This window comes from Variovorax sp. P1_G12 (assembly GCF_056405555.1).
Window position 1 is genome coordinate 115,619 of record NZ_JBFUBW010000005.1, and the last position, 25,437, is coordinate 141,055.

The window sequence follows — 25,437 nt, forward strand, 5'->3', positions numbered from 1 at the left end:
GAAGAGAGGAAGCGGCGTTTTCAGCGCAGACCGAAGAACGAGAGCACGGCAACCACGACGACGACCAGACCGACGATGTAGATGATGGAATTCACGGTGGAAACTCCTCTGGGTTGAAGACCCCTCCACTGTGCCGGTTCGCCGCGATGGCGATGTCGGCGGCCGTCACGGCCGGCTGTAGGACTCCCGAGTCAGACCGTCGACGGCTCCGCCGCCATCGCATCGCTTTCCTCGTCATCGTCGCCGTCGCCCAGGAAGCCCCCGCTCTGGTGCGCCCAGAGCCGTGCGTAGAGCCCGCCCTTGGCCAGCAGCGTCCTGTGATCGCCTTCCTCGACCACCCGGCCGTTGTCGAGCACGATCAGCCGGTCCATCGCCGCGATGGTCGACAGCCGGTGCGCGATCGCGATCACCGTCTTGCCCTCCATCAGCCGGTAGAGGCTGGCCTGGATCGCGGCCTCGACTTCGGAGTCGAGCGCGCTGGTGGCTTCGTCCAGCAGCAGGATCGGCGCGTCCTTCAGCATCACGCGCGCGATCGCGATGCGCTGGCGCTGGCCGCCGGAGAGCTTCACGCCGCGCTCGCCCACGTGCGCCTGGTAGCCGCGCCGGCCATTGGCGTCGCCCAGCGTCTGGATGAAGTCGTGCGCCTCGGCGCGCTCGGCGGCGGCGCGGATCGCGGCCTCGCCGGCATCGGGCCGGCCGTAGGCGATGTTGTCGGCCACCGAGCGATGCATCAGCGAGGTGTCCTGCGTCACCATGCCGATGTGCGCGCGCAGGCTGTCCTGCGTCACGTGGGCAATGTCCTGGCCGTCGATCAGGATGCGGCCGCTCTCCAGGTCGTGGAAGCGCAGCAGCAGGTTGACCAGCGTCGACTTGCCGGCACCCGAGCGGCCGACCAGGCCGATCTTCTCGCCGGGCCTGACGGTGAGGCTCAGGCCGTCGATCACGCGGCGGCCGGCGTCGCCGTAGCGAAAGCTCGCATGGTCGAAGCGCACCTCGCCGCGCGGCACCACGAGCGTCTTCGCATCCGGCGCGTCGAGCACGGTGCGCGGCCGCGACAGCGTGTTCATGCCGTCCTGCACCGTGCCGATGTTCTCGAACAGGCTGGTCATCTCCCACATGATCCAGTGCGACATGCCCTGCAGCCGCAGCGCCATCGCGGTGGCGGCGGCCACCGCGCCGACACCGACGGCGCCCTGCGACCAGAGCCACAGCGCCATCCCCGCCATGCCGGCGGTCAGGCCCATGCTCAGCGTGTGGTTGACGATCTCGAAGGCGCTCACCAGCCGCATCTGGGCATAGCCGGTGCCCATGAATTCCTTCATGGCCGAGCGCGCGAAGCCGGCCTCGCGCTGGGTGTGCGAGAACAGCTTGACGGTGGCGATATTGGTGTAGGCGTCGGTGACTCGCCCGGTCATCGATGCGCGTGCGTCGGCCTGCGCCTTGCCCACTTTGCCCAGGCGCGGCACGAAGAAGACCAGCGAGCCGATGTAGAGCACCAGCCAGACCAGGAAGGGCAGCATCAGCTGGCGGTCGAGCACCGCCGCCAGCACGATCATGGTGGCGACGTAGACGACCATCGCGACCAGCACGTCGGCCAGCACGAAGATGGTCTCGCGCACCGCCAGCGCGGTCTGCATGACCTTGGCCGTGATGCGGCCCGCGAACTCGTCCTGGTAGAAGGCCATGCTCTGGCCGAGCATCAGGCGGTGGAAGTTCCAGCGCAGCCGCATCGGCAGGTTCACCGCCAGCGTCTGGTGCTTGACGATGGTCTGCAGCGCCACCACGCCGATGCTCGCGACGAGCGCGATGCCCAGCCACATCAGCGTGGTGCCGCGCTCCTCCCAGAGCCGGGCCGGCACCTGGCCGCCGAGCCAGTCGACGATGCGCCCGAGCATCGCGAACAGCAGCGCCTCGAAGGCCGACATCGCGGCCGTGAGCGCGGCCATGGCGGCGATCTTGCCGCGCAAGCCCTGGGTGCAGGCCCAGAGAAAGGCGAAGAGGCCGCGCGGCGGCAGCGCGGGTTCAGCGACGGGATAGGCGGGAAGAAGTTTTTCGAAGTAACGGAACAAGCGGGGAGTCTCCAGTGAGGCGTCACTGTACCGGCGGGCAGGGCGTTGCGCACAGGCAAGGGTTTGCGGCGCGCCCTTCGCGCGGGCTAGGAGGCGCCCAGCCGCTCGCCGACGAAGTCGATGAAGCTGCGCAGCTTGGGCGCCATGTACTGCCGGCTGGTATAGACCGCGAACAGCGTCACCGCCGGGGCCACGTAGTCCGGCACCAGCCGCACCAGCCGGCCCTGGGCCAGGTCCTCGTCGACCAGCCATTCGGGCAGGAAGGACATGCCGATGCCGGCCCGCACGGCATGCAGGGTCAGCGTGGTGTCGTCGGACCTCATCACCGGCTGCAAGCGCAGCGGCGCCTGGCGGCCACGGCTGTCCTTGAGTGCCAGGCCCTCGATGTTCACGTAGCTCGGCACGATGGCGTCGAGCTTCGCGAGGTCGGCGGGCACCGCGGGCGTGCCGGCCCGCGCGATGCACTCCGGCGAAGCGACCAGATGGAACTGCAGCCGGCACAACGGCCGTGCGATCAGCGCCGGGGAGGGCTCCTGCGTGGCGCGCAGCGCGAGGTCGTAGCCGTCGGCCGCGAGATCGACCTTGCGGTTCTCCAGGTGCATGTCGACCAGCACCTCGGGGCAGCGTTCACGGTAGCCGGCCAGCACATCGGCGAAGCGCGGCGTGGCGCACCACACCGGCGCGCTGACCTTCAACTGGCCGCGCGGCGCGTCGTTCTTCTGGCCGATGGCGTTTTCCGCGGCATCGAGCAGATCCAGCGCGCGGCCGCTTTGCTCGTACCAGGCCCGGCCGGCCTCGGTCAGGCTCAGGTGCCGGCTCGAGCGATGCAGCAGGCGTGCGCCCAATGACTTTTCCAGCTGCGCCACATGCTTGCTGGCCATCGGCGCCGAGATCGCGAGCCGCTCGGCGGCGGCGACGAAGCTGCCCGACTCCACCACCTCCCTGAAGACGCGAAGACTGGTCAGGCGGTCCATCGATGATTTCCTCCTGGGAAATGAATCGATGAATCCTAGCCTATCGATTTCTTGATGGGAAATCCTTAGACTGGCGCTCAAGGAGCATTCCATGAGCACCATGTCCACATTGCCCACCTATTTCATCTCGCACGGCGGCGGGCCCTGGCCCTGGATGAAGAAGGAGATGGGCCACGCCTACGACCAGCTCGAAGCCGCACTGGCCGACATGCCGCGCCAGATCGGCCGTACGCCGGCCGCCATCCTGATGGTGTCGGCGCATTGGGAAGAGCCCGCGTTCACCGTGATGGGCAACCCGCGCCCGCCCATGATCTACGACTACGGCGGCTTCCCGGCCCACACCTACCAGGTGCACTACGACGCGCCCGGCTCGCCCGAGCTCGCACGCCGCGTGCAGTCGCTGATCGAGGCGGCGGGCCTGCCCGCGGGGCTCGATGCCGAGCGCGGCTTCGACCATGGCACTTTCTCGCCGATGGCCGCGATCTATCCGAAGGCCGAGCTGCCGGTGGTGCAGCTGTCGCTGCGGCGCGGGCTCGATCCGGCCGAGCACATCGCGCTCGGGCGAGCCATTGCCCCCTTGCGCGACGAGAACGTGCTGATCATCGGCAGCGGCCTGAGCTATCACAACCTGCGCAACTTCGGTCCGCAGGCGCGCGATGTGTCGAAGGCCTTCGACGACTGGCTCGACGAGGCGGTGGTCGGCGCGGCGCCCGGCGATCGCATCGAGCAGCTGCTTCACTGGTCCGCTGCGCCCGCGGCGCGCATCGCGCATCCGCGCGAGGAGCACCTGATCCCGCTGATGGTCGCGGTCGGTGCCGCCGAAGGCGAGGCCGGCGAGCGCATCTATCACGAGGATGCGTTCATGGGGGGCATCTCGGTGTCGAGCTTCCGCTTCGGAAAGGCGCAGGCCTGAGCTCGGGCCACTGCGCGGCACAATCCGCGGGTGCCTTATTTCTCGACCTTCGATCCCCAGGCCGAAGCCGACGCTCTCGGCCTGATCGCGCGCATCGACGCGCTGTCCACCCATCACGATGCCGTGCATGACGGCGTGCGCGTGCGCTGGCGACGCTTCGGCGACGATGCCACGCAGCCGCCGCTGGTGCTGCTGCATGGCGGCCATGGCAGCTGGATGCACTGGCTGCGCAACGTCGAGGCGCTGTCGGCCTCGCGCACGCTGTGGCTGCCCGACCTGCCGGGTTTCAATGAATCCGACGCGCCGCCCGAGCCGCCGGCCGGCCAGGCGGCGGTCGATCCATTGCTCGACGCGCTGTCCGGAACGCTGGCCAGCCTGGTCGGTGCGCAGGCCGAGATCGACCTTGGCGGCTTCTCGTTCGGCGGCCTGATCGCCGCCAGGTTCGGCCAGCGCCGCGGCCGCATCCGGCGCCTGGCGCTGATCGGCAGCGGCGGTCACGGCACGCTGCGGCGCATGACGGTGGAGATGGTCAACTGGCGCGCCGCCGAGGACCGCGACCAGGAGCGCGCCGCTCTGCTGCACAACCTTGCCGCGCTGATGCTGCACGACCGGGCCGCGATCGATGCGCTGGCCTTCGCGATCCACGATATCTCCTGCCACGGCACGCGTTTTCGCAGCAAGGAGGTCTCGCTGGCCGGTGGGCTGCAGGCCGCGCTGGATGCGATCGGCGGGCGCCAGTTGCTGTTGTGGGGCGAGCACGACGTCACAGCGCAGGCGCGGTCGGTGGTGGCGCAGCTCGCCGCGGGTCATCCGGGGCGCGAAGGCGTGGTGATCGAGGGAGCCGGGCACTGGGCCCAGTTCGAGCGGGCGGACGAGGTCAACGCGGCGCTGCTGCGGTTTCTGGCTTAGGACCTGTTCACAGGCCTAGATCCGCAGCGAAGCTTCATGGCGCCGCCAGAAGGCCGCGTCCGGAAATGAACCCGCACCGGCCGCCGCGTTGTCCGCCATATGCTCCGGCCGGCTGGTGCCGGGAATCGTGCAGGTCACGGCGGGGTGGCTCAGCACGAACTTGAGCAGCACCTGTGGCCAGCTCGTGCAGCCGATCTCGGCGGCCCAGCCGGGCAGGGGCTTGTCGCGCAGTTGGCGCAGCAGCCCGCCGCCGCCAAAGGGCAGGTTGCCGATCACGGCCACGCCGCGCTCGGCCGCCAGCGGCAGCAGGCGCTGGGCCGCCTCGCGCTGGTCGATCGAATAGTTGATCTGCAGGAAGTCGAGCTTCTCGGCGCGCAGCACCGTCTCGACCTCGGCATGGGCCGACGCGGTGTAGTGCGTGATGCCGATGTAGCGCACGCGACCCTGGTCCTTCCAGCCGCGCAGGGTCTTGAGGTGGGTGCGCCAGTCGACCAGGTTGTGCACCTGCATCAGGTCGATGCGATCGGTGCGCAGGCGCTCGAAGGACTGCTCCATCTGCGCGATGCCGGCATCGCGGCCGGTCGTCCAGACCTTGGTGGCAAGGAAGGCCCTGGCGCGCTGGTTCGACGCCGCCAGCAAGTCGCCGGTCACGGCTTCGGAGCGGCCGTACATCGGCGAGCTGTCGAGCACCGTGCCGCCGGCGGCGAACAGCGCATCGAGCACACCCGCAAGGCGCTGGTATTCGGCGCTGCCGGCCGCGACGTCGAAGCCGACCCAGGTGCCGCAGCCGACCACGGACAGGGCTTCGCGGGTGGCGGGGATGGGTCGGGTGTTCATGCGCTTGGCCTCCCGGGGTTGCGCTGCCGCGCGCATCGGCAACGTGGCGTAGAGCGATAGGGCGACGCCCAGGCGCAGCAACTGGCTGCGGGTGAGGGCGGGTGCGGTGGGCATGGGGAGGGTTCGGGCCAGGCTGACATTCGTGGGCAGACATGGTGATCGATTGACTGGAGACTCGTGCCAATGCCCCTGCGCCCAAGTCGGCATGGAAATAGACAATGCTGACGGATCGCCAAGAATACTGTATGAAAAGAAGGGGTATCCTTTTAGCTCCAGAACGGCAAAACACTGGATGAATGCACAGATGTCAGCGACGTTCATGGGGTAGCGCTACTCTCCGGACCAACGGCCAATCCATTGCACAATTCCCCATCGAAATCACTGCCACAAGGAGCAATTTCTAATGCCGATGCAGACGCTGCAAGACGGGGATGATTCGTTCGAGGTCTCGGTGCACGAAGCCGCCTCAGGTTCTCCGGTGGTTCTTTTCGCGGTGGGATCGGGTGGTCAGCCAGAACGTCTCTCCACGCTTCTGGACGCACTGGCTGAGTCTGGTTGCATGGTCGTTGCACCACATTTCGAGCGGCTTGCCTCGACTACCCCAAGAGAGGAAGAGCTAACTCTCCGGGCAAGACGCCTCTCCCTCGCACTCGACGCATTCGTTGAGCCCTCCGCAAAAGCGATAGGCGTGGGGCATTCGATTGGTGCGGCCACCCTCCTCGCCATGGCGGGAGCTCAAATGTGGTTAGGGCCGGGTCGGCGCGTCAGCGTCGCACCGGACAGCCGCCTGGTTCGTCTAGCCCTCTTGGCGCCACCAACCGGATTCTTCCAGGCTCTGGCAGCGCTTGATGCGGTGCGAATTCCAGTTTTGGCGTGGGTGGGTTCGGTGGATAGCATTACCCCTCCAGCGCAAACCGAATGGCTGGCGCGTGCCATGCGCGATTGGAACACTGTGGATGTCCGCGTGACAAAAGGAGCCGGCCATTTCTCGTTTATGGACATTCCCCCGCCGCACGCAACGGAGCCACTGCTCAACAAGCACGCGTTTCTCCAAGAGTATTCGAGCGAGATCTGCAAGTTCGTGGTTGGCTAGGGTCTTACGAGTCGTTCGACTGGATCACATCCGCATAGGTCACAGGGGCCGTGACTACCGCCTGCTGCAACAGCCGATAGAACGGCATGCCGCGTGAGCCCGAGGTTTGGCGGTTGAAGCGGAAGACGAATTCATCGAGGTAGGCGTCCAAGTGTTCGGGCTGCACCGAGCCGTGGTGTGTCCCCAGAATCCAGCGCTTGACCAAGGCTGCCACACGGTGGACACCAGCCATCGAGACGTGTGCAGGCACATCCGAGCCGAGCATTACCGTGCGCTGATGGTCGTAGCCCAAATCCTTCAACGGCGTGTAGGCGCCCGCACCATCGGTGCGCACCTGGGCGCCGGGCTCGATGCTCTCCTGAATGAACGGGATCAGGTACTGCGCCGACGCCTTGGGAATGCGCCGCAGCCGGATGCGGCCGAACCCCTTGGGCTCCAGCAGTTCGACGGCCACTGCGACCAGCAACTTCGAGGTACTGCGCTTGCGCCCAGTCTTGATGGGTGGATCTTCGCGGTCGGTCAGCGCCATATAGGTCTCATCGACCTCGACCACGCCCTTGAGCCGATCCCGACCGGGGCGAACCATCGCGCGCCGGAACCGATGCAGCATCGTCCAGGCCGTTTGGTAGCTGCCCAGGCCGAGCACGCGCTGTAGGCCCAAAGCGCTGACGCCTTGCTTCTGGTTGGTCAGATACCAGGCTGCAGCCAGCCATACACGCAGCGGCGTGCGGGTCTTGTCGAAGATCGTGCCGGCAGTCACCGTCGTCTGGTGCTGGCAGGCACGGCACATCAGGCGGGTGCGGCTGGCGCGGTATGCCTCGCCAATGCTGCCGCACTTCGGGCAGACGAACCCATCACCCCAGCGCAGCCGTTCCAGATAGGCGAGGCAGTCGTCCTCGGTGGAAAACCAGTCGAGGAATTCATTCCAGGTCTGGGGGTAGTCCTTACCCGCTGTCGGCGCTAATATCTGTACATCCATCCAGTATTTTTGCAGTTGCTGGAGCTAAGAGGATACCCCTTATAAAAAGGCAGTCATTCGATCCATCATGGGCCTTCCTTCCCTCGACTCTTTTTCCTCTTCCGCGCGCCACAAGATGTGGCGCGGGGATGAGCTGGGCGTGGCCGACGCGCAGGTCGTCGGCACCGGCCATGCCACGCTCGATGCGCAACTGCCCGGGGGCGGCTGGCCGGTCGGGGCGATGACCGAACTGCTGCAGTCTTCTCCCGAGGCGCATTCGTGGCAGCTGCTGCTGCCTGCGCTCGCACAAGCCGTGCAGGGAGGCACCGGCCCGGTGGTGCTGATCGGTGCGCCCCACGAGCCTTTCGGGCCCTCGCTGGCGGCGGGCGGCCTGCCGGTCGAGTCGCTGTTGTGGATCCGCAGCGAGGCGTCGGCCGCGCGGCTCTGGGCCTGCGAACAGGCGCTGCGCTGCGCCGACGTTGCTGCCGTGCTGGCATGGCTGCCGCAGGCGCGGGTGGGCGAGTTGCGGCGGCTGCAATTGGCGGCGGCGCAGCACGAGTCGCTGCTGTTCGTGTTCCGGCCCGCGTCGGCGGCTGCGTCGGCCTCGCCGGCACGCCTGCGGCTGCAACTGGTCACCTGCGAGGACGACCGTGCGCAGATCGACGTCCACATCCTCAAGCGCCGCGGCCCGCCGCTGGCTTCGCCGATCCAACTGCCGGCACGCAGCGACCGCATGACGGCGCTGCTCGCCGCAAGCCAGTTGCGGCGCAAGCTGCGTCGTCAGCAGGAGAGCGCGGCGCAGGCGCCGGCAGGTGCCAAGGTGGTGCGCCTCGAATTCCATCAGGAACAACGACATGCACTGGATCGCATTGCGATGGCAGCCTGAACTGGCCCCCACGCTCCCCACTTCGTATGGTTCGCTGCCCCCCGAGGGGGCCGCAGACCGCCTTGGGGCGGCCCGGCGCCGGTCTGACCCCGAGGCCGAGGTGCAGCCGCCGTCCGCCGAGGCGCTCGGCTGGTGGGCCCTGCAGTTCACGCCGCGCGTCGCCTGGGTCGATGAAGCGCTGCTGCTCGAGGTGTCGGCTTGCGAGCGCTTGTGGGGCGGGCGGCTCGGCCTGATGCGCCAGATCGTGCACCTCAATCCTGCGGCGCCGGTGCGCGTGCGGCAGGCCCAGGGCGCGACCAGCCTGGTGGCGCTCGCGCGGCTGCGGATGTTCGCGTGCGGCCGGCAGCCTCCGGCCGAGCTGCCCGGGGGCTTGCCGCTCGACACGCTGAGCGCCGCGTGCGATCACCTCGACGTGCTGGCGCACCTCGGCTGCCGCACCTGGGGTGAGGTGGCGGCGCTGCCGCGCGGCGGCCTCACGCGCCGCTTCGGCAAGGAACTGCGCGCGGCGCTCGATGAGGCGTGGGGCTTGCGTCCCGAAAGCCATCGCTGGCTCACGCTGCCCGATGTGTTCGAGCAGAAGCTGGAGCTGCCGGCGCTGGCCGAGGGCGCCAGCGAACTCATGTGGTCGGCCAACCGCCTGCTCGCGGCGCTGCAGATCTGGCTGCGCGCGCGGCAGCGCGGCGCGGTGTCGCTCGAGCTGCAATGGACGCTCGACCTCAAGCGCTTCAATGGCGTCGACCTGCCGCCGCACCAGCAGATCACGGTCCGCACGGCCGAACCGACGCAGGACATGGCGCACCTGCGCCGCCTGATGGCCGAGCGGCTGGCGCTCACGACCCTGGCGGCGCCGGCGAGCTGGCTGCGCCTGCGCACGCTCGAAACCACGCCCTGGGCCGGCGCGAGCACGAGCTTCCTGCCCGAGGACAACCGCAAGGGCGACAAGCTGCACGAGCTGGTCGAGCGGCTCAGTGCCCGGCTCGGGGCGCAGCAGGTGCTGGTGTCCGCGGCGCAGGCCGATCACCGGGCGGAGCGCATGCAGGCGTGGCAACCGGCCTTGCAAAGGAAGACGGCCACGCCGCCATCGCCATCGCAGCAGCAGCCTGATGCGCTCTACCCCGCATGGCTGCTGCCCGTACCCCTGCGCCTCGAGATGGATGGCGAGCGCCCCTGCTACCGGGGGCCGCTGCGCAAACTGATCGGCCCCCAGCGGGTGGAGGCCGGCTGGTGGGGCGGCGTGCAGGATGGCGGCCGGCCCGCGGTGCGGGACTACTACGTCGCGGAGAGTCCCGAGGCCGGCCTGGTGTGGATCTTCCGCGAGCGTCCGAGCACCTGCTTCTCAGAGGGCGAGGTGCGCTGGTATCTGCAAGGCCTTTATGCCTGAACTCAGCGACAAGAAGATCCGTTCGCTCACGCTCGGCGAAGTGCATCCGCTCCCGCGGCGCGATGCGCCGATGCCGGGCCTGCCGGACTATGCCGAGCTGCATTGCGTCACGAACTTCAGCTTCCAGCGCGGCGCCTCCACGCCCGAAGAAATGGTCGAGCGCGCCTACCAGCTCGGCTACGCGGCGCTCGCGATCACCGACGAGTGCTCGGTGGCCGGCGTGGTGCGCGCCTATGTCGGGTTGCGCGATCTCCCGGCCAAGCTCGACGCCTATGAGCTCGAGCATCCCGAGGAGCCAACGATCCTGCGCAACCCGGATTTCCGGCTGCTGTTCGGCAGCGAGTTCCGCTTCGAGCGCTTCCGGCTGGTGGTCATCGCCAATGACCTCGAAGGCTGGGGCAACCTCTGCGAGTTCATCACTGCGGCGCGCACCACCGAGTTGCCCAAGGGCGAGTACCGCGTGAGCTGGGCGCACAGCGACGTGGCCTCGCTGCAGCACTGCCAGATTCTCTTCGTGCCGGATCGAAAGCGCGGCGAGGCGGTCGATGCCGACGCGCTGCACGACGACCTGATGGCCGCCAAGGCGCTGTTCGAAGGCAGCCTCTGGCTGGCCCTGGAGATGCTCAACGAACTCGACGACGACCTCTGGTTCGTCACGCTGTTCGAAGCGGGCCAGCGTGCCGGCGTGCCGCTCGTGGCGGCCGGCGACGTCCACATGCATTCGCGCAAGCGCAAGCCGCTGCATGACGTGCTGACCGCGGTGCGCGAGGGAAAAACCGTGGCCGAATGCGGCTTTGCATTGCAGTCCAATGCCGAGCGTTATTTGCGGCCGCGCGTGCGGCTGGCCGGACTCTATGCGAACGACATGATCGCGAACACCCTCGCAGTGGCCGATCGCTGCCGCTTCGATCCCAAGGTGATCCGCGAGAACTACAAGTACCCGCTCGAGAGCGTGGGTTGCAACGAGACACCGGCGCAGACGCTGGCACGAAAGACCTGGGAAGGCGCGCTCGAGCGATACCCGCTCGAAAGGTATGCCTCGGGCATTCCCGAGGGCGTGTGCCGGCAGGTCCGGCGCGAACTCGATCTGATTCATGAACTCGGGTACGAGATGTTCTTCCTGACGGTGGAAGACATCGTGCGTTTCGCGAAGCAGGAAAAAATCCTTTGCCAGGGCCGCGGCTCCTCGGCCAATTCGGCGGTCTGCTACTGCCTCGGCATCACCGCGATCGATCCCGACACGGGCAACCTGCTGTTCGAGCGCTTCCTGAGCCGCCACCGCAACGAGCCGCCCGACATCGACGTCGACTTCGAGCACCAGCGGCGCGAGGAGGTCATCCAGTACATCTACACGAAGTACGGCCGCGAGCGGGCCGCCATCGCCGCGGTCGTGATCTGCTACCGCGCGCGCAGCGCACTGCGCGACGTCGGCAAGGCGCTTGGCATCGATGCGCGGCTGGTCGACGAATTCGCCAAGGACCATTACTGGTTCGACGAGACCGTGCTGGGCGAGCAGTTGCAGGCGGCGTCCGAGCGCGTGGGCGTGCAGGAGGACGAACTCAAGCTGCGCCAGTGGATCGATCTCACGCGCGCCCTCAAGGGTTTTCCACGCCACCTGAGCCAGCACGTCGGCGGCTTCGTGCTCACCCACACCCGGCTCACGCGGCTGGTGCCGGTCGAGAAGGCGTCGATGAAGGACCGCTCCGTCATCCAGTGGGAAAAGGACGACCTCGAAGCCATGGGCATGCTCAAGGTCGACGTGCTCGCGCTGGGCATGCTCAGCGCCATCCGCCGCAGCCTCGATCTCATGAACTGCTGGCGCGGCACCGCGCTGCAGATGCACCAGATCCCCTACAACGACTCGCAGGTGTTCGACATGATCTGCGACGCCGACACCGTCGGTGTGTTCCAGATCGAGAGCCGGGCTCAGATGTCGATGCTGCCGCGGCTCAAGCCGCGCACCTACGCAGACCTGGTGATCGAGGTCGCGATCGTTCGCCCCGGGCCCATTCAGGGCGGCATGGTGCATCCCTATCTGAAGCAGCGCGAGCGCTTGAACCAGGGGCTTGAGATCCGCTACGAGAAAGAGGAACTGCGGCCTGCGCTGGAGCGCACGCTGGGCGTGCCGATCTTCCAGGAGCAGGTGATGCAGATCGCCATGATCGCGGCCGACTTCACGGCCGACGAGGCCGACCAGCTGCGCCGTGCCATGGCCGCCTGGAAGCGCAAGGGCGGCCTCGAGAAGTTCCACGACAAGCTCGTGAAGGGCATGACCGGCAAGGGGTATCCCGCCGCCTTTGCCGAAGCGATCTTCAAGCAGATCCTCGGTTTCGGCGACTACGGCTTTCCCGAAAGCCATGCGGCCAGCTTTGCGCTGCTGGTCTGCGTCAGCGCCTGGCTCAAGCGCCACGAGCCCGCCTGCTTCCTGGCCGCGCTGCTCGATGCCCAGCCGATGGGCTTCTACAGCCCTTCGCAGCTCGTTCAGGATGCGCGGCGCCATGGCGTCGAGGTGCGGCCGGTCGATGTCATGGCGAGCGACCTCGACAGCACGCTCGAAGCGCGCGCGCCCGATGCGCCGCGGGCACCGCCCGGCACCGAGGCGCGCCATGCCGAACGCCTGGGCAACGCGAACCCGCCCGCCGTGCGCCTGGGCCTGCGCCGCGTGTCAAGCCTCGGCGAGGCCGGCGCCAAGCGGCTGCTCGCCGCGCGCGCCCAGTCGCCTTTCAGCAGCACCGAAGACCTGGCGCTGCGCGCCGAACTCGACGGCAAGGACATGGCCGCGCTGGCCGCGGCCGATGCATTGATGTCGCTCTCGGGCCATCGCCGCCAGCAGGTGTGGGATGCGACCGCGCAGCGCCGGGCGCCCGCCTTGCTCAAGGGCGTGCCGATCGACGAGCCCGCATTGCAATTGCCCGCCGCCCCCGAGGGCGAGGAGATCGTCGGCGACTACGCCTCGCTCGGCCTCACGCTGCGCCGCCATCCGCTCGCGCTGCTGCGCTCGCGGCTGGCCCGCATGAACCTGATGAGCGCGGAGCAGTTGCGCCCGCTGCCCAGCGGCCGGACCGTGCGGGCCTGCGGCATCGTCAAGGGGCGCCAGCGGCCGCAGACCGCCAACGGCACCATCTTCGTCACGCTCGAGGACGAGACCGGCAACGTCAACGTGATCGTCTGGAACCACGTGGTCGAGGCCTGGCGCGAGCCGCTGCTCAAGGCGCAGCTGCTGGCGGTGCAGGGCACCTGGCAGCGCGACGTCGACAGCGGCGGCGAGGTGCGCCACCTGGTGGCGACCGGCTTCAGGGACCTCACGCCGCTGCTCGGGCGGCTGGCGGAAAGCAACAAGAGCCGGGACTTCCATTAGGGCCTGTGGGCGCGATGTCCGGAAGTCGCGTGGCCCGGCCGCTCCTGCGCCGTCACCGTCCGCGTGATGAGCCGGCCTTCCCGCAGCAGCGACGCCTCCACGGGCCGCCCGATGCGGTCCGCGCCCAGCAGCCGCAGCAGGTCGTCCGCGCCCGCCACCGCCACGTCGTCCAGCGCGACGAGGATGTCGCCTACGCGCAGGCCCGCGAGGTCCGCCGCGCCGCCGGCCTGCACCTCGCCGATGCGCACGGCATGGGCACCCGAATGAATCGCCAGTGCCACGCGCCGCGACAGCGGCACCGTCTGCGCCGCGATGCCCAGATGCGCGCGCCGCACGCGGCCATGCGCGATGAACTCGCCGATCACGAAACGCGCCGTGTTGCTGGACACCGCGAACGCGAGTCCCTGGGCGCCGGCGATCATGGCCGTGTTGATGCCCACCACCTGTCCCGATGCGGCCACGAGCGCGCCGCCGGAATTGCCCGGATTGAGCGCCGCATCGGTCTGGATCACGTCGTCGATCAGGTGCCCGCTCTGCGAGCGCAGCGAACGGCCCAGCGCCGAGACGATGCCGGCCGTGATGGTCGATTCGAAGCCCAGCGGATTGCCGATGCCCACGACCAGATGGCCGCGCTTGAGCCGCTTCGAGTCGCCCAGCTTCGCGGTGGCGGCGCCGCGCGGAAGCGCCACGCGCAGCAGCGCGAGATCGGTGGCGGGATCGTCGCCGAGCACCTCGGCTTCGCTGTCGCCGGCGTCCGCCAGCCCGATGCGCACCCGGCGCGCACCGCCGACGACGTGGCTGTTGGTCAGCACCAGCCCGTCGCCCGCGATCACCACGCCCGAGCCGAGTCCGCCGCGCCGGCCGGCCGTGCCGCCCTGCACGCGCACGACGGCCGGGCCGACGCTGTCGGCCACCGCCGCGACCGCGTGCGAATAGGCGTCGATCAGCGCTTCCTGGGTCGGCTCGCAGTCGCTGCTGTCGGTGGAAGTCGGTGCGTTCTGGTCGAGCATGTGGGCCTCAAAGATGGATGACACCCTGCCGGACCGCCTGCGCCACCGCATCCGTGCGGCCGGTGGCATCCAGCTTGTCGAGCAGCGAGCCGACGTGAAACTTGGCGGTGTGGACCGAAATTCCCAAGCGCCGCGCGATGACCTTGTTCGATGCGCCTTCGGCCATCAGGGCCAGGACTTCGAGTTCCCGCCGTGTCAGCGCCATGTCGGCGTCGGCGGCGGCCATCGGCTCCGCAGGCACCACGACGACGTCGGCCGGCTCGCCTCGCCGTGCCACGCGCAGCCCGGGCATGTCCGCCAGCGACGCGACGAGCCGCTCCGACAACTCGGCGTCGGCGACATCGACCGCGATCACGATCGGCTCCGTGAGGCTCGTCCGGCTCAATCGGCGGGCCTTTCCCCGACAGTGACCTGCGCCTCGACCGGTTCGCCGGCACGCCTCAGCGACAATGTCACGACGGAACCGACGCTGGCCGGCCCCAGCGCGCGCAGCAGCATCTGCACGCTGCGCACCGGCTCGCCGTCCCAGGCCAGGATCACATCGCCCTGGCGCAGTCCGGCCGTCGCGGCCGGTCCGTCGCGGTCGAGGCCCATGACCATCGCGCCGATGCCCTCGGGCTCGACTTTCACCGGCTGGAGGCCCAGGCCCAAGTAGCCTCGCGGCACCCGGCCGTGGGCGGCCAGTTGCGCGGCCACGCGATCGATCGTCGCGCCCGGGATCACGAGCACGCGCCGCCGCGGACCGAAGACGCTCATGCCGATGGCCCGGCCCCGCGCATCCAGCGCCAGGCCGCCTTCGGCGATGCGCCGGATCGTCAGCCCGAGTTCGATCCGCGCGTCGATCTCGCCGCCGCGCAGGCTGCGCCACGCGGGGGCCGACAGCGAGACCACCCCCGCCGCCGCGACCGGTGTTCCGGCGAAGGATCCGACCGCCAGCGCGATGGACCCGGCGCGCACCGGGGCCGCGTCGAAGGCGATCGGCGGGGGCGCGGTGCCGTCCATGCGCAGCAGGGCGATGTCGGTGCCGGCATCCCGCCCGACCAGCGTGGCCCGCGCGCTGGCGCCGCCCGGCAGGACCACCGTCACGTCGGCGGCGTCGTCAGGCAGCGACTCCTCGCAGGTGGCGATCAGCCCGTCGCGCCAGGCAAACCCGCTCGAGCGCGAACGCCCGGCGTGCACGGCAACCACGCTGGCGGATGCAGCGGCCACCGCCTCGGCCATTGCCGTGGACAGGTGTTCGAGAGATGACGAGATCGTGTCGGCCATGGGGACTCCTTAGATGGCTTCATTGTGGGAAGCCACAAGGGCCGGCGCTACTGCCCGGATGGGCAGGGCTGTCCCGCACGGATGCGTTTCGAGGCGCTTCCATTCATTGATGTTTTCACCGCATCAATGCAACACCTCGTTTTCATCGAAGCAAGAGCGGCATCGCCCTAGCATTCATGCACGAGGTGGCAGTCATGATCCCGGACTTTCAAGGTACGAGCTTCGAAGGCGACGGCGAGGGCGTCGATCCGATCGCCGAGTTCTTCGCGCGCGGCGCCGAGGACAGGTATTGCGGCTGGGACCTGTTCGCCAATGCCGCTCATTGGGCGAGCGTCTCGGCCGGTATCGCGCTGATGATGGCGGCCGGCCTGGGGTTGTTCTAGGGTGCGTGCCCAGCGAGGGGAGGAGGTCATGGGGCGGTGCGGGGAGGGGCGTGCGGCGCAGCGCAGTGAGACAAAACGCCTGGACGCAGCGCGGGCTTCGTCCTGTGCCGGCTTTTCGCTAACCTAGCGCGATGACCTCCTTCGCCTTGCAGGGCGCCGGTGCCGGCGCGCCCATCGGACCGCCGCCGCCCGCGCCCGATCTGCCGACACCGCCACCTCCGACACCACCACCGGCGCCCGCGGTGGACCCCCCGCCCACGGATCCGCCGCGGGTCGAACCCGGCGCACCGGCGCCGGTCGCCGATCCGCCGCCCGGCGCCTTGGCGCCCGGCCGGCTGCATGCGCGGCGGCTGCGGGAGATCCATCGCTCGGCGGGCTGGCCGTGCGGCGACGCCATCGAGGTCGACCTGCTGGCCGCGGGGCTGCTCGCGCGCGTGCGGTCGGCGCAGGGCCATGAGACCCTGCGCCTGACCGATGCGGGCATCGCGCAGCTCGCGCGCACGCTGGTCGTCAACCGGGCCGCGATGTCGCGGCACGAAGCGCTGGTCGAACAGGTCGCGCGCGAGATGACGCGCGCCGGTCGCCTGGCCTGGCGCGGCCTGAGCCTGCGGGCCCGGCTGCCCGGTGCGGCCGAGGGCGACAAGCCGCGCTGGTGCGTGGCCCGGCCCGATGTCTTCTCGATTCGCAACACCAGCGTCGAGGCCTACGCGCAGCCGATCGTGCACGAGGTCAAGGTCAACCGCGCCGACCTGTTGAGCGATCTGCGCAAGCCCGACAAGCGGGCCGCCTATCTCGACCTCGGCGGCGAGTGCTGGTACGTGCTGGGCTGCGACGCCAAGGGGCGCCCGATCGGCGAGCCGGACGAGATCCCCTCGGAGTGCGGCGTGCTGGTCGCGCAGCAGGGGCGGCTGGTGGTGGCGCGTTCGGCCGTGCACCGTGCCTTGCCGCGGATGCCGTTCCCGGTCTGGATGGCGCTGGCCAAGGCGCAACCCGTGACGGGCTTCGACGACGACCTGCAGGACCTGCTGACCGGCTTCGATGAGTGAGCCGCCATCCGCCCGGCGCCGAGCGCTCGGCCGGCCCGGGCTCAGGCGCGCTCGGGCGCGTAGCGCAGCAGCCAGATCCACAGCGCCGCGGTGCCGCTCGTGAGTTCGCGCAGGAACGCCGGGTAGCCCAGCAAGTCGGCCAGGCGCACTTCCGCGCGCAGCACCACGCAGTCGGTTTGCAGGTCGTTTTCCAGGATGTTCGCGTGCCGGCGCACCAGTTCTTCCAGCGCGCGCACCGCCTGCGCCCGCGGCACCTGGGCGCGCACGAACATGAGGGGCTGCAGTGGCCTGCCGCCTTGGCGGTCGGGCACGCCGTGCACCTGGGGCGCGTCGAGCTTCACCGACGCGCCGTGCGCCTGCACGATGAACGCCACCGTCTGGTCCAGCGCGTCTTCGTGCGCGGCGCAGATCGTGATGCGGTCCTCGTCGTCCACCAGCAGGCAGCACTCCGGCTTGGCGAGCCATTCGAGCAGGCCGCTTCGCCTCAGCGCCGCCAGTGTCTCGGGGGCCGCGGCCAGCGACTGGCGCAGGGGGTAGCGCGCCAGTTCGTCTTCATCGAGGGCGCGCGGCGCGCTCGCTGCCGGAGGATCCGCCCAGTCAGGTCGTGTAGTCGCCATGAGCCTCTGGCTGGAAGAGGATCTCGGCCACCCGGGCGCCGCCTTCGTCACCGCCGGGCATCTGCCATTTCGCGGTGGCGCCGGCTCGCAGGCCGATCAGGCCGGTGCCGACCGGCGACAGTACCGAGACGAAGCCGGCGGCGGGTGCGGCGTCGCGCGGATAGCAGAGCGTCAGCTCCTGGCGCTGCCCCGAATGGGCGTCGACGATCGAGAACTGCGAATACATCGTGATGACGTCTGGCGCGACGTCGCACGAGCGCACCACGTCGGTCGCGTCCAGCAGGTCCTCGAGTTCGGGAAGGGACTTCCCGTCGATCAGTTTGGCCAGGCGCACGTGATCGAGTTCGGTGAGCATGCGCTCACCGTGAATTTTTGCAGGCATGAAGCACTCCAGTCGAATGCGACCGGCCCCGATGAGTGGGGCGGCCGCGACAGCGCGGGGCAGAGGCCCGGCGATCGATGGTTTGCGCTAGAAGGGAGAAAGAGGGGATCGCCGGGCTGAGGAGTCTGCGGCCGGCTCGCGCGGTTCCAGCAGCGTCGCCCCGTTGCCGAATGCGGGCGTGCGAAGGCCTGCCGCAAAAGCGGAAGGCGCTGCGGCGCGGCAGTCGGCGGGATGGGGGACCGGGAAGACCATGGGGAGGATTGTAGGCGGCGACGGGCGGTTGGGGCGCGGGAACTCGCAGCGGTGGTCGCGTGGATGCGCGCAGTCGTTCACGAACCGGCACTCAGCGTGGCGCCGCGCTGGTGCTCGATCGTGTGTTCGATGGCCTTCCGGATCCGCTGGAAAACCTTCGGGTTGCTGAATGCCTCCACCGAGGCGCGAACGGCGTCGGCGGGCGGCAGCAGCGAGCGATCGTCGACCAAAGCCTGGATGCGGGCGGTCAGCGCGGCGTTGTTGCCCACCGGGTAGAGCCAGCCGTTGTGTCCCGTCCGGATGATGTCCGAGGGGCCGGACGAACAGTCGCTGCTGATGCAGGGGATGCCGCGCGCCATCGCTTCGATCAGCACCATCGGAAAGCCTTCGAAGGCGGAGCACAGGACGAGGAGATCGGCCTCGTCGAGCGCAGCCCAGGGATCCGGTTGCCAGCCCGACCATTCGATGCGTTCGGCGATGCCCAGTTCGACCGCGAGCGCTTTCAACTGGGGGCCGTCGCTGTCGTGGAAGCCGGCCCCGACCAGTTGCAGCCGCCAGTCTCCCCGAACCTCGGCGAGCGCGCGCAGCAGGTCGTCGGTGCGCTTCTGTTCGCCCACCATGAGACGGCCGATGTGGGTGATCCGCAGCGGACCTCGCTTCGAGCGCGCGACCCCTGCGACCGATTCCATCCGCGTGCCGTTGTTGACCAGATGGACGCTGTCGGGCCGGACGCCGTCGAGCGCAGAGATCGACTCCGCGATCTGGCGGCTGATGCAGATATGGCCGTGCGCGTGCCGAAACAGGCGCGTCTGCTGCTTGAGCACGTTCGAGAAATGCACCCAGGCCATGACGGGCCGCTTCAGACCGGCCAGCGCGAGCGCCACTCTGACCAGCGCAATGGTCGAGCCATAGATCACGACCACCGCGTCGGGCGGATGCTGTCGGCAGGCGCGGATCACCGCGGGCAGGCCCCGGAACATCTGTCGCTTGAGCGAGGTCGACCCGTTCTCGATTTCGCTGTAGGCCAGATCCTGGTGCCAACTGCCGTCGACCGTGCTGGCGCACAGGGCAAGAACCCGGACGTGATCCCCATTGGCCCGGGCTTCCTCGGCCAGCGTTCGCACGCAGGTTTCGATGCCCCCTCGGCCGGACAGGGTGCCGACAACGACAAGAATTTCCATGCGCTAATTCCGATCCATTTCCGTATGTATGTGCCGATTCGGGCGACTTTTCATACCTTGTGCGAGGTGCAGGATTCTTGCACCGTCGGGGCCGTCCATCACTGGGACGAGGCAGCTTGCTGCATCGAGAAGCGCCGTGACGACGGTCCCTGGCGGCCGCGGTGCAAGAAGACCCGGTGAGGCCTCGCGCTTCATTGAATCAGGGCGCACGCCTGACTCTCCTCGGTTGGCTACTTGTTGCCTTTTCATTCTGTATCTTGGTGATGCGGCAAGTAAAGAGAAAGTTGTCTTTATCCAGCGCACGCCTCTCGGTTGCGGCCACCGGAGAGGTCGTGCAGTCGGGCACGTGCGACCCATGTGCCGCGCGCGTCCAACAGCGGATCGCGTCCGCGACGAAGGCGCAGGCGTCCCTTCATGGATCGACGGCCGCCAGTTCAGGGGGCTGGCGGCGCGGACGTCGATGAACATGGACCTATACTGCGGGCTGTCGTCGGGAGCACGCGAATGCGCTCGATGGGTGGGGCCGGCGTGGTTTCCAAGAATCCTGCGCCAGAACCGCCAAAAAACTCGTTGTACATCAACGGGTTGCCAGATGCGGGTGTAGTTCAATGGCAGAACGGCAGCTTCCCAAGCTTCATACGAGGGTTCGATTCCCTTCACCCGCTCCATCCGCACCCAAGCCCGTCCCGTATCCGCCGCATCGCCGTGCCGACGGCTTGGCTTCCGGCAGAATGCCGCGATGAAAAAATCAGCGGTCGAGGGGAGCCTTCTTCTCGTCGACGACGACCCCACCATCATCCAGCTGTTGAGCCGGATGCTTTCGAACTACCCGACCATCCGCTTCGCGACCAGCGGTGTCGATGCGCTGCGGCTTTGCAAAGAGGCGACGCCCGACCTGATCCTGCTCGATGCGCAGATGGGCGACATGAGCGGCCTGCAGGTTTGCGAGGCCCTCAAGGCCGACGTTGCGCTGGCCGATGTGCCGGTCATCTTCGTGAGCAGTCACCAGGAGTCCGCGCTCGAGGTGGCGGTGCTCGAGATGGGCGCGGTCGATTTCATCCGCAAGCCTTTCGACGCGCCGCAGGTGCTGGCGCGCGTCGGCACCCAGCTGAAGCTCAAGCGCCTGGCCGACGATCTGCGCCGGCTCTCCAGGATCGATGCGGCAACCGGGCTCGGCAACGACAGCGCGCATGCGGAGCAACTGCAGCGCGAGATCCTGCGCGCGGCCGAGGCCGCCGGGCCCGTCGCGCTGGTGCTGCTCGAGCTGGATTTCTTCGGTTCCTATGAAGCGCTCTACGACCGCAAGGCTGCGGAGGCCTGTCTCGCCGCGGTCGCCGACGCCCTGCGGCGCAGCATCCGCCGGCCCGGCGATTTCGCGGCGCGCCTCGGGCGCGACCGCTTCGCGCTGATCCTCGCGGACACGGCGGCCGACGATGCGCTCCATGTCGCCAATCGGGCGCTGCGGGCCGTGGAGGCGCTGGACATCGCTCACCAGGGATCCGCCGTTTCGCGCCATGTGACCTGCAGCGCCGGCGTCGCCTGCCTCGATGCTGCCGTGCCTGGCGAGCCCGACGCACCGGCCGCGGACGATCGGCGCGCGGCGCTCGAACGTGCCGCCGAAGCGGGCCTGGCCCAGGCGCTGCAGGCCGGTCGGGCCCAGGCGGGCCTGGCGATCCCCGCGTTTGCCCAGGCGGGGACGGACGCGGTCGGCGAGGCCGATTGAGCATTTCCACGTCGCTGCGGGCGTCCGCGCGTTCGCTGGTGTGGCTGGCCCTCGGCCTCGGCGCGGCCGCCGGCGCCGCATTCCTGCAAGTCGGCTACAACGAGTCGCTGGCACGCTCGCGCTTCGACGCCTTGTCGCGGCGGGCCGTCGATCAGGTGGCCGCGCGCATGCACGCGTTCGAATCCGGACTGCGCGGTGCGCGCGGTGCGGTGATCGCCGCCGGCGGGGATGCCGGCATCACGCGGCTGCGCTTCGCGCAATACAGCGCGTCGCAGGACATCGAGCGCGAGTTCCCCGGCTCGAACGGCTTCGGCTTCATTCGCCGCGTGCCGGTCGACCAGGAGGCCGCATTCGTCGCCGCCGCCCGGCTCGACGGCAAGCCCGATTTCCGGGTCCACCAGCTCGGGCCCAATGACGGCGAGCGTTACGTCATCCAGTACTTCGAGCCCTCCGATTCCAGCATTCCCGCGATCGGACTCGACATGGCCTCCGACCCGCGCCGGCGCGCCGCGGCCGAGCGCGCCATGACGACCGGCGAGATCGTGATGTCGGCGCCGATCACGCTGCTGCGGCGCGGCGATGCGCCAAAGTCCGTGCTGCTGCTGCTGCCGGTCTACCAGGTCGAATCGCAACTCGCGGCGCTGAAGCAGCGCCACCGCCGGTCGGCGCCCACGCGCGGGACGCGCGCCGAGACGATCGGCTGGATCTACACGCCGCTGGTCCTCGACGAGGTGCTGAAGGGGTTCGACTTCCAGGACGGCCAGTTCGCCATGGCGCTGGCCGATGCGGGGGACGACGGCAGGCCCGATCGTTTCTTCGTGTCGCCGCAGGTCCCGGCCGCCGGCGCCGGTGGGCTGCGCAACGTGCTGCCGCTGGCGCTCTACGGGCGCACCTGGCAGGTGGAGATCGTCGCCAAGCCGCTGTTCCTGAAGCAGCTCAACCTTCGCAGTCCCTGGGCGGTGTTCCTGATCGGCGCGACGCTGGCGACGCTCTTGGCGCTGCTGTCCTTCATCGAGCAGATGACCCAGCGCCGCAAGCGGCGCGAGAGCGAGCAACGCTCGCGGCTGGCCGCGATCGTGGCCAGTTCCAACGACGCCATCATCGGCTGCGCGCTGGACGGCAAGATCACCGAATGGAATGACGCGGCGGGCAAGATCTTCGGCTACTCCGCCGACCAGGCGCTTGCGCACCCCACCCAGGCCCTGCTGATGCCGCCGGAGTACCGGGAAGAGGAAGAGTCGCTGCTGCGGCACGTCGCCGAAGGCCGATCGGTCGCCGCCTTCGAAACCTTCCGGCGGCACCGCGACGGCTCGCCGGTGGCAGTTTCGGTGGCGGCCGCCCCGATCCGGTCGGCCGACGGCCGGGTGGTGGGCGTGGCGCAGACCGTGCGCGACATCACGCACGAGAAGGCGACCAAGGCGCACATCCTCGAACTGAACGCCACGCTCGAGCAGCAGGTGAGCGAGCGCACGGCGCAACTGGTGGCCCTGTCGACGCGCGAGCGGGCGATCCTGGCCCATGCGGCGAGCGCCATCATCGCGACCGATGTCGACGGCGTGGTCAGGCTGTTCAATCCCGCCGCCGAGGCCTTGCTGGGCTACGCGGCGGCCGAGGTCGTGGACCGGGCGGAGATGATCCGTTTTCACGACGCGGCCGAAGTCCATGCCCGCGCCGAGGCGCTCGGCGCCGAGCTGGGCCGCCCGCTCGAGGTCGGCGAGGTCTTCGCCCGCGCGCCGGACGCTGCCCGCGGGCATCCCGGCGAGTGGACCTACGTGCGCAAGGACGGCAGCCGCGTCGCGGTGCACCTGAGCGTGAGCCCGCTGCGCGACGCCGGGAACGCGGTGATCGGCTTCATCGCGATCGGCTCCGACCTGTCGGAGCGCAAACTGGCCGAAGAAAAGCTGCGCAGCAACGAGCGCTTCATGCGCATCGTCACCGACAACATCCCGGGGATCGTCGCCTACTGGACGCTCGACATGCGCTGCACCTTCGCCAACAGTGCCTACCGGCGCTGGCGGGGGCTTGCGCCCGAACAGATGATCGGCACCACGCAGCGGGAACTGCTGGGCCCCGAGCAGTTCCGCATCAACGAGCCCTACATCCGCGCGGCCCTCGCCGGCAAGGGCCAGCGTGTGATGCGCACCCGCGTGCTGGCCGACGGATCGACGGCGCACTACTGGCTGCACTACATTCCCGATCGCGACGAGCAGGGCGTCGTGCAGGGCTACATCTCGGTGGCCGTGGACGTGACCGACATGCGACGCGCGCAGGATCAGCTCGAGGCCCTGAATCTGGCGCTCAAGGAACGCAGCGCGCAGGCGGAGTCGGCGAGCCGGGCCAAAAGCGAATTCCTGGCCAACATGAGCCACGAGATCCGCTCGCCGCTGAATGCGGTGATCGGCCTGGCCTACCTGTTGCGCCAGACCTCGCTGGACGAGACGCAGCGAGACTTCCTGCAAAAGATCGATGCCTCCAGCAACGCGCTGCTGGGCGTCATCAACGACATCCTCGACATCTCGAAGATCGAAGCCGGCGAGATGGCGCTCGACGAATCCGGATTCGACTTGCGCGAGTTGCTCGAGGGCGTCATGGCCATGGCCTCCGTGAACGCCCGCGACAAGGCGATCGCGTTGCGACAGGAAACCGAGGACGGGCTGCCGAGGCAGCTGCGCGGCGACCAGGCGCGGCTGCGCCAGATCCTCGTCAACCTGATGAGCAACGCGGTCAAGTTCACGGCCGCGGGGTCGGTCTGTCTCGGCGTGAAGGTCGAGAAGCGGCAAGGCCAGCACGCGCAGCTGCGCTTCACCGTGCTCGACACCGGCATCGGCATCGAGTCCGAGCTGCTGGGCCGCGTCTTTGCGCCCTTCATCCAGGCCGATTCGTCGACCACGCGGCGCTTCGGCGGCACCGGGCTGGGGCTCACGATCGTCAAGCAGCTCACCGAGCTGATGGGCGGTGAACTCGGCGTCGCCAGCACGCCGGGCAGCGGCAGCGAATTCTGGGTGGTGCTGCCGCTGGAGATCGCCGCCGACGCCGTGGCGGTGCCCGCCGGCGACACGCTGCCGCCGGAGGGAGGCGCCTCCACCGATCAGGACTTGTCGCGGATCCGGGTGCTGGTGGTGGACGACAGCCCGGTCAACCTGCTGGTCTGCCAGAGCATCCTTGCGCGCGCGGGCGCGCAAGTCGGCCTCGCGAACGACGGCCGCGAGGCGGTGGACCTGCTGCGGGCAGGGCCCGGGTCGTTCGACCTGGTGCTGATGGACGTTCACATGCCGGTCCTCGACGGCAACGAAGCGACGCGGCTGATTCGCCGCGAGCTCGGCCTCGCGGCCTTGCCGGTGATCGCGTTGACCGCGAGTGCCCTGGTGGCCGAGCGCGAGCGGGCTTTCGAGGCCGGCATGAACGACTTCGTGAGCAAGCCCTTCGATGCCGAGGCGCTGCTGCGTACCGTACGGCGCTGGGTGGAGCGGGCGCGCGGCGGCGGGACGCTCGAAAGGCCCGTGTCGCCGGCAGCCGATGTGCGGATGCCCGCGGACTGGCCGGTCATCGAAGGCATCGACACCGTGGATTCGTTCCGGCGGTTGCAGGGCGATCGCGGGCTGCTGGCCAGCGCGCTGCGCCGGCTGCTCGCCGAATTCGCCGACCTGGCGCAGGAGGAGGGCGCCGCCGGCCGCGCGGACCCGGCCGCGGCGCTGGCCGCGCGGCTGCACAAGCTGCAAGGCAGCGCCCGCACCCTCGGCATCGACGCGGTGGGGCGCCACGCGGCCGAGGCCGAAGCAGGGCTGCAGGCTGGCGACCCGCAGGCGCAGCAAGTGCGGGTGGCATTGAGCGCGCTGGCCGGGGCGCTGCGCCGGCTGCAGCTTGCAGTGCAGCCGTTCCTCGAGACCGCCGCCGGTGGGACGCAGGCCCACGGCACCGCGCCGCCCGGCCCTGAAGCGCTCGCGGCCTGGATCGGCGAGCTGCGCCGGCAGAGCGTGGGTGCCATGTCCCGCTTCGACGCGCTCGCCCCGTCCTTGCGAACCCACCTCGGGGCAGAGCGCTTCGCGGCGCTGGAACGCGCGATGCAGCAGCTTCAATTCCAGCGCGCGGTCGAGATACTGGAGGGTGCCGAAGCGGCCCGCCAGCCCCCAAACCTATAATCGAAGGCTCCAGCAGATCAAGCAGTCGGTGGGTTCGATGCAGGGGCTGCCCCCAACCGG

The 25,437-nt window shown here is 69.1% G+C and carries 20 protein-coding genes and 1 tRNA gene; 11 read left to right on the forward strand and 10 right to left on the reverse strand.

What is annotated here, in order from left to right:
* Positions 1-191: 191 nt before the first annotated feature.
* Positions 192-2,069 (reverse strand): ABC transporter ATP-binding protein, encoded by a 1,878-nt coding sequence (locus tag AC1D2O_RS07585; protein WP_478091259.1) that lies wholly within the window; start codon positions 2,067-2,069, stop codon positions 192-194.
* A gap of 86 nt (positions 2,070-2,155) precedes the next feature.
* Positions 2,156-3,043 carry a LysR family transcriptional regulator gene (locus AC1D2O_RS07590; RefSeq protein WP_478091260.1) on the reverse strand — a complete coding sequence of 296 codons (888 nt, stop codon included), beginning with the start codon at positions 3,041-3,043 and terminating at the stop codon, positions 2,156-2,158.
* Between the two features lie 91 nt (positions 3,044-3,134).
* Here AC1D2O_RS07590 and AC1D2O_RS07595 point away from each other — a divergent pair, with 91 nt between their 5' ends.
* Both AC1D2O_RS07595 and AC1D2O_RS07600 read left to right on the forward strand, forming a co-directional pair.
* Entirely contained in the window at positions 3,135-3,956 is an 822-nt protein-coding gene (locus tag AC1D2O_RS07595) for a DODA-type extradiol aromatic ring-opening family dioxygenase (protein ID WP_478091261.1), read from the forward strand.
* A gap of 30 nt (positions 3,957-3,986) precedes the next feature.
* Complete coding sequence (locus tag AC1D2O_RS07600) at positions 3,987-4,865, forward strand: alpha/beta fold hydrolase (protein WP_478156642.1); 879 nt, start codon at positions 3,987-3,989, stop codon at positions 4,863-4,865.
* A gap of 15 nt (positions 4,866-4,880) precedes the next feature.
* On the opposite strand, the gene AC1D2O_RS07605 is transcribed toward AC1D2O_RS07600, so the two are convergent.
* Positions 4,881-5,816, reverse strand: coding sequence for an aldo/keto reductase (locus AC1D2O_RS07605; RefSeq protein ID WP_478091264.1), 936 nt, complete (start codon positions 5,814-5,816; stop codon positions 4,881-4,883).
* Positions 5,817-6,105: 289 nt separating this feature from the next.
* Between AC1D2O_RS07605 and AC1D2O_RS07610 the strand changes: the two genes are divergently transcribed.
* Entirely contained in the window at positions 6,106-6,795 is a 690-nt protein-coding gene (locus tag AC1D2O_RS07610) for an alpha/beta hydrolase family protein (RefSeq protein WP_478089123.1), read from the forward strand.
* A 4-nt stretch (positions 6,796-6,799) separates the two neighbouring features.
* On the opposite strand, the gene AC1D2O_RS07615 is transcribed toward AC1D2O_RS07610, so the two are convergent.
* Positions 6,800-7,774: an IS1595 family transposase gene (locus tag AC1D2O_RS07615; RefSeq protein ID WP_478089122.1), complete on the reverse strand. Its 975-nt coding sequence runs from the start codon at positions 7,772-7,774 to the stop codon at positions 6,800-6,802.
* A gap of 67 nt (positions 7,775-7,841) precedes the next feature.
* Between AC1D2O_RS07615 and imuA the strand changes: the two genes are divergently transcribed.
* From imuA to AC1D2O_RS07630, 3 genes are read left to right on the forward strand one after another with little or no spacing between them, the layout of a single operon-like run.
* On the forward strand, positions 7,842-8,639 hold the full coding sequence (gene imuA / locus AC1D2O_RS07620) for a translesion DNA synthesis-associated protein ImuA (protein WP_478089121.1): 798 nt from the start codon (positions 7,842-7,844) through the stop codon (positions 8,637-8,639).
* A complete protein-coding gene (locus AC1D2O_RS07625) occupies positions 8,608-10,020 on the forward strand; it encodes a Y-family DNA polymerase (RefSeq protein WP_478089120.1) in 1,413 nt (470 codons plus the stop codon). Before imuA ends, AC1D2O_RS07625 begins: the two co-directional genes overlap by 32 nt.
* The gene (locus tag AC1D2O_RS07630) at positions 10,013-13,378 is read left to right on the forward strand and encodes an error-prone DNA polymerase (protein ID WP_478089119.1); all 3,366 of its coding nucleotides are present in this window, start codon (positions 10,013-10,015) and stop codon (positions 13,376-13,378) included. Before AC1D2O_RS07625 ends, AC1D2O_RS07630 begins: the two co-directional genes overlap by 8 nt.
* Here the strand turns inward: AC1D2O_RS07630 and AC1D2O_RS07635 are convergent.
* The 3 genes from AC1D2O_RS07635 to AC1D2O_RS07645 are packed head-to-tail and all read right to left on the reverse strand — an operon-like array spanning position 13,375 to position 15,654.
* A complete protein-coding gene (locus AC1D2O_RS07635) occupies positions 13,375-14,388 on the reverse strand; it encodes a S1C family serine protease (RefSeq protein ID WP_478089118.1) in 1,014 nt (337 codons plus the stop codon). The two genes, AC1D2O_RS07630 and AC1D2O_RS07635, sit on opposite strands and share 4 nt — an antisense overlap.
* A 7-nt stretch (positions 14,389-14,395) precedes the next feature.
* On the reverse strand, positions 14,396-14,773 hold the full coding sequence (locus tag AC1D2O_RS07640; protein ID WP_478156644.1) for a response regulator transcription factor: 378 nt from the start codon (positions 14,771-14,773) through the stop codon (positions 14,396-14,398).
* Positions 14,770-15,654 (reverse strand): S1C family serine protease, encoded by an 885-nt coding sequence (locus AC1D2O_RS07645; RefSeq protein WP_478089116.1) that lies wholly within the window; start codon positions 15,652-15,654, stop codon positions 14,770-14,772. The genes AC1D2O_RS07640 and AC1D2O_RS07645 overlap by 4 nt, the downstream gene beginning before the upstream one ends.
* A gap of 194 nt (positions 15,655-15,848) precedes the next feature.
* Between AC1D2O_RS07645 and AC1D2O_RS07650 the strand changes: the two genes are divergently transcribed.
* Complete coding sequence (locus AC1D2O_RS07650) at positions 15,849-16,037, forward strand: hypothetical protein (protein WP_478089115.1); 189 nt, start codon at positions 15,849-15,851, stop codon at positions 16,035-16,037.
* A 131-nt stretch (positions 16,038-16,168) separates the two neighbouring features.
* Positions 16,169-17,083 (forward strand): hypothetical protein, encoded by a 915-nt coding sequence (locus tag AC1D2O_RS07655; protein ID WP_478089114.1) that lies wholly within the window; start codon positions 16,169-16,171, stop codon positions 17,081-17,083.
* 41 nt (positions 17,084-17,124) lie between these two features.
* Here AC1D2O_RS07655 and AC1D2O_RS07660 read toward each other — a convergent pair whose 3' ends face one another.
* The 3 genes from AC1D2O_RS07660 to AC1D2O_RS07670 form a co-directional block, all read right to left on the reverse strand.
* Positions 17,125-17,700 (reverse strand): hypothetical protein, encoded by a 576-nt coding sequence (locus AC1D2O_RS07660; protein WP_478089113.1) that lies wholly within the window; start codon positions 17,698-17,700, stop codon positions 17,125-17,127.
* Positions 17,681-18,082 (reverse strand): GreA/GreB family elongation factor, encoded by a 402-nt coding sequence (locus AC1D2O_RS07665; RefSeq protein ID WP_478089112.1) that lies wholly within the window; start codon positions 18,080-18,082, stop codon positions 17,681-17,683. The genes AC1D2O_RS07660 and AC1D2O_RS07665 overlap by 20 nt, the downstream gene beginning before the upstream one ends.
* Before the next feature lie 329 nt (positions 18,083-18,411).
* Positions 18,412-19,515, reverse strand: a complete 1,104-nt coding sequence (locus AC1D2O_RS07670; RefSeq protein WP_478089111.1) for a glycosyltransferase — start codon at positions 19,513-19,515, stop codon at positions 18,412-18,414.
* Between the two features lie 594 nt (positions 19,516-20,109).
* Here AC1D2O_RS07670 and AC1D2O_RS07675 point away from each other — a divergent pair.
* The 3 genes from AC1D2O_RS07675 (at position 20,110) to AC1D2O_RS07685 (ending at position 25,377) form a co-directional block, all read left to right on the forward strand.
* Positions 20,110-20,183: transfer RNA gene (locus tag AC1D2O_RS07675), tRNA-Gly, on the forward strand.
* A 71-nt stretch (positions 20,184-20,254) separates the two neighbouring features.
* Positions 20,255-21,238 (forward strand): response regulator, encoded by a 984-nt coding sequence (locus tag AC1D2O_RS07680; RefSeq protein WP_478089110.1) that lies wholly within the window; start codon positions 20,255-20,257, stop codon positions 21,236-21,238.
* A complete protein-coding gene (locus AC1D2O_RS07685; RefSeq protein ID WP_478156646.1) occupies positions 21,235-25,377 on the forward strand; it encodes a CHASE domain-containing hybrid sensor histidine kinase/response regulator in 4,143 nt (1,380 codons plus the stop codon). The genes AC1D2O_RS07680 and AC1D2O_RS07685 overlap by 4 nt, the downstream gene beginning before the upstream one ends.
* Positions 25,378-25,437 lie beyond the last annotated feature (60 nt).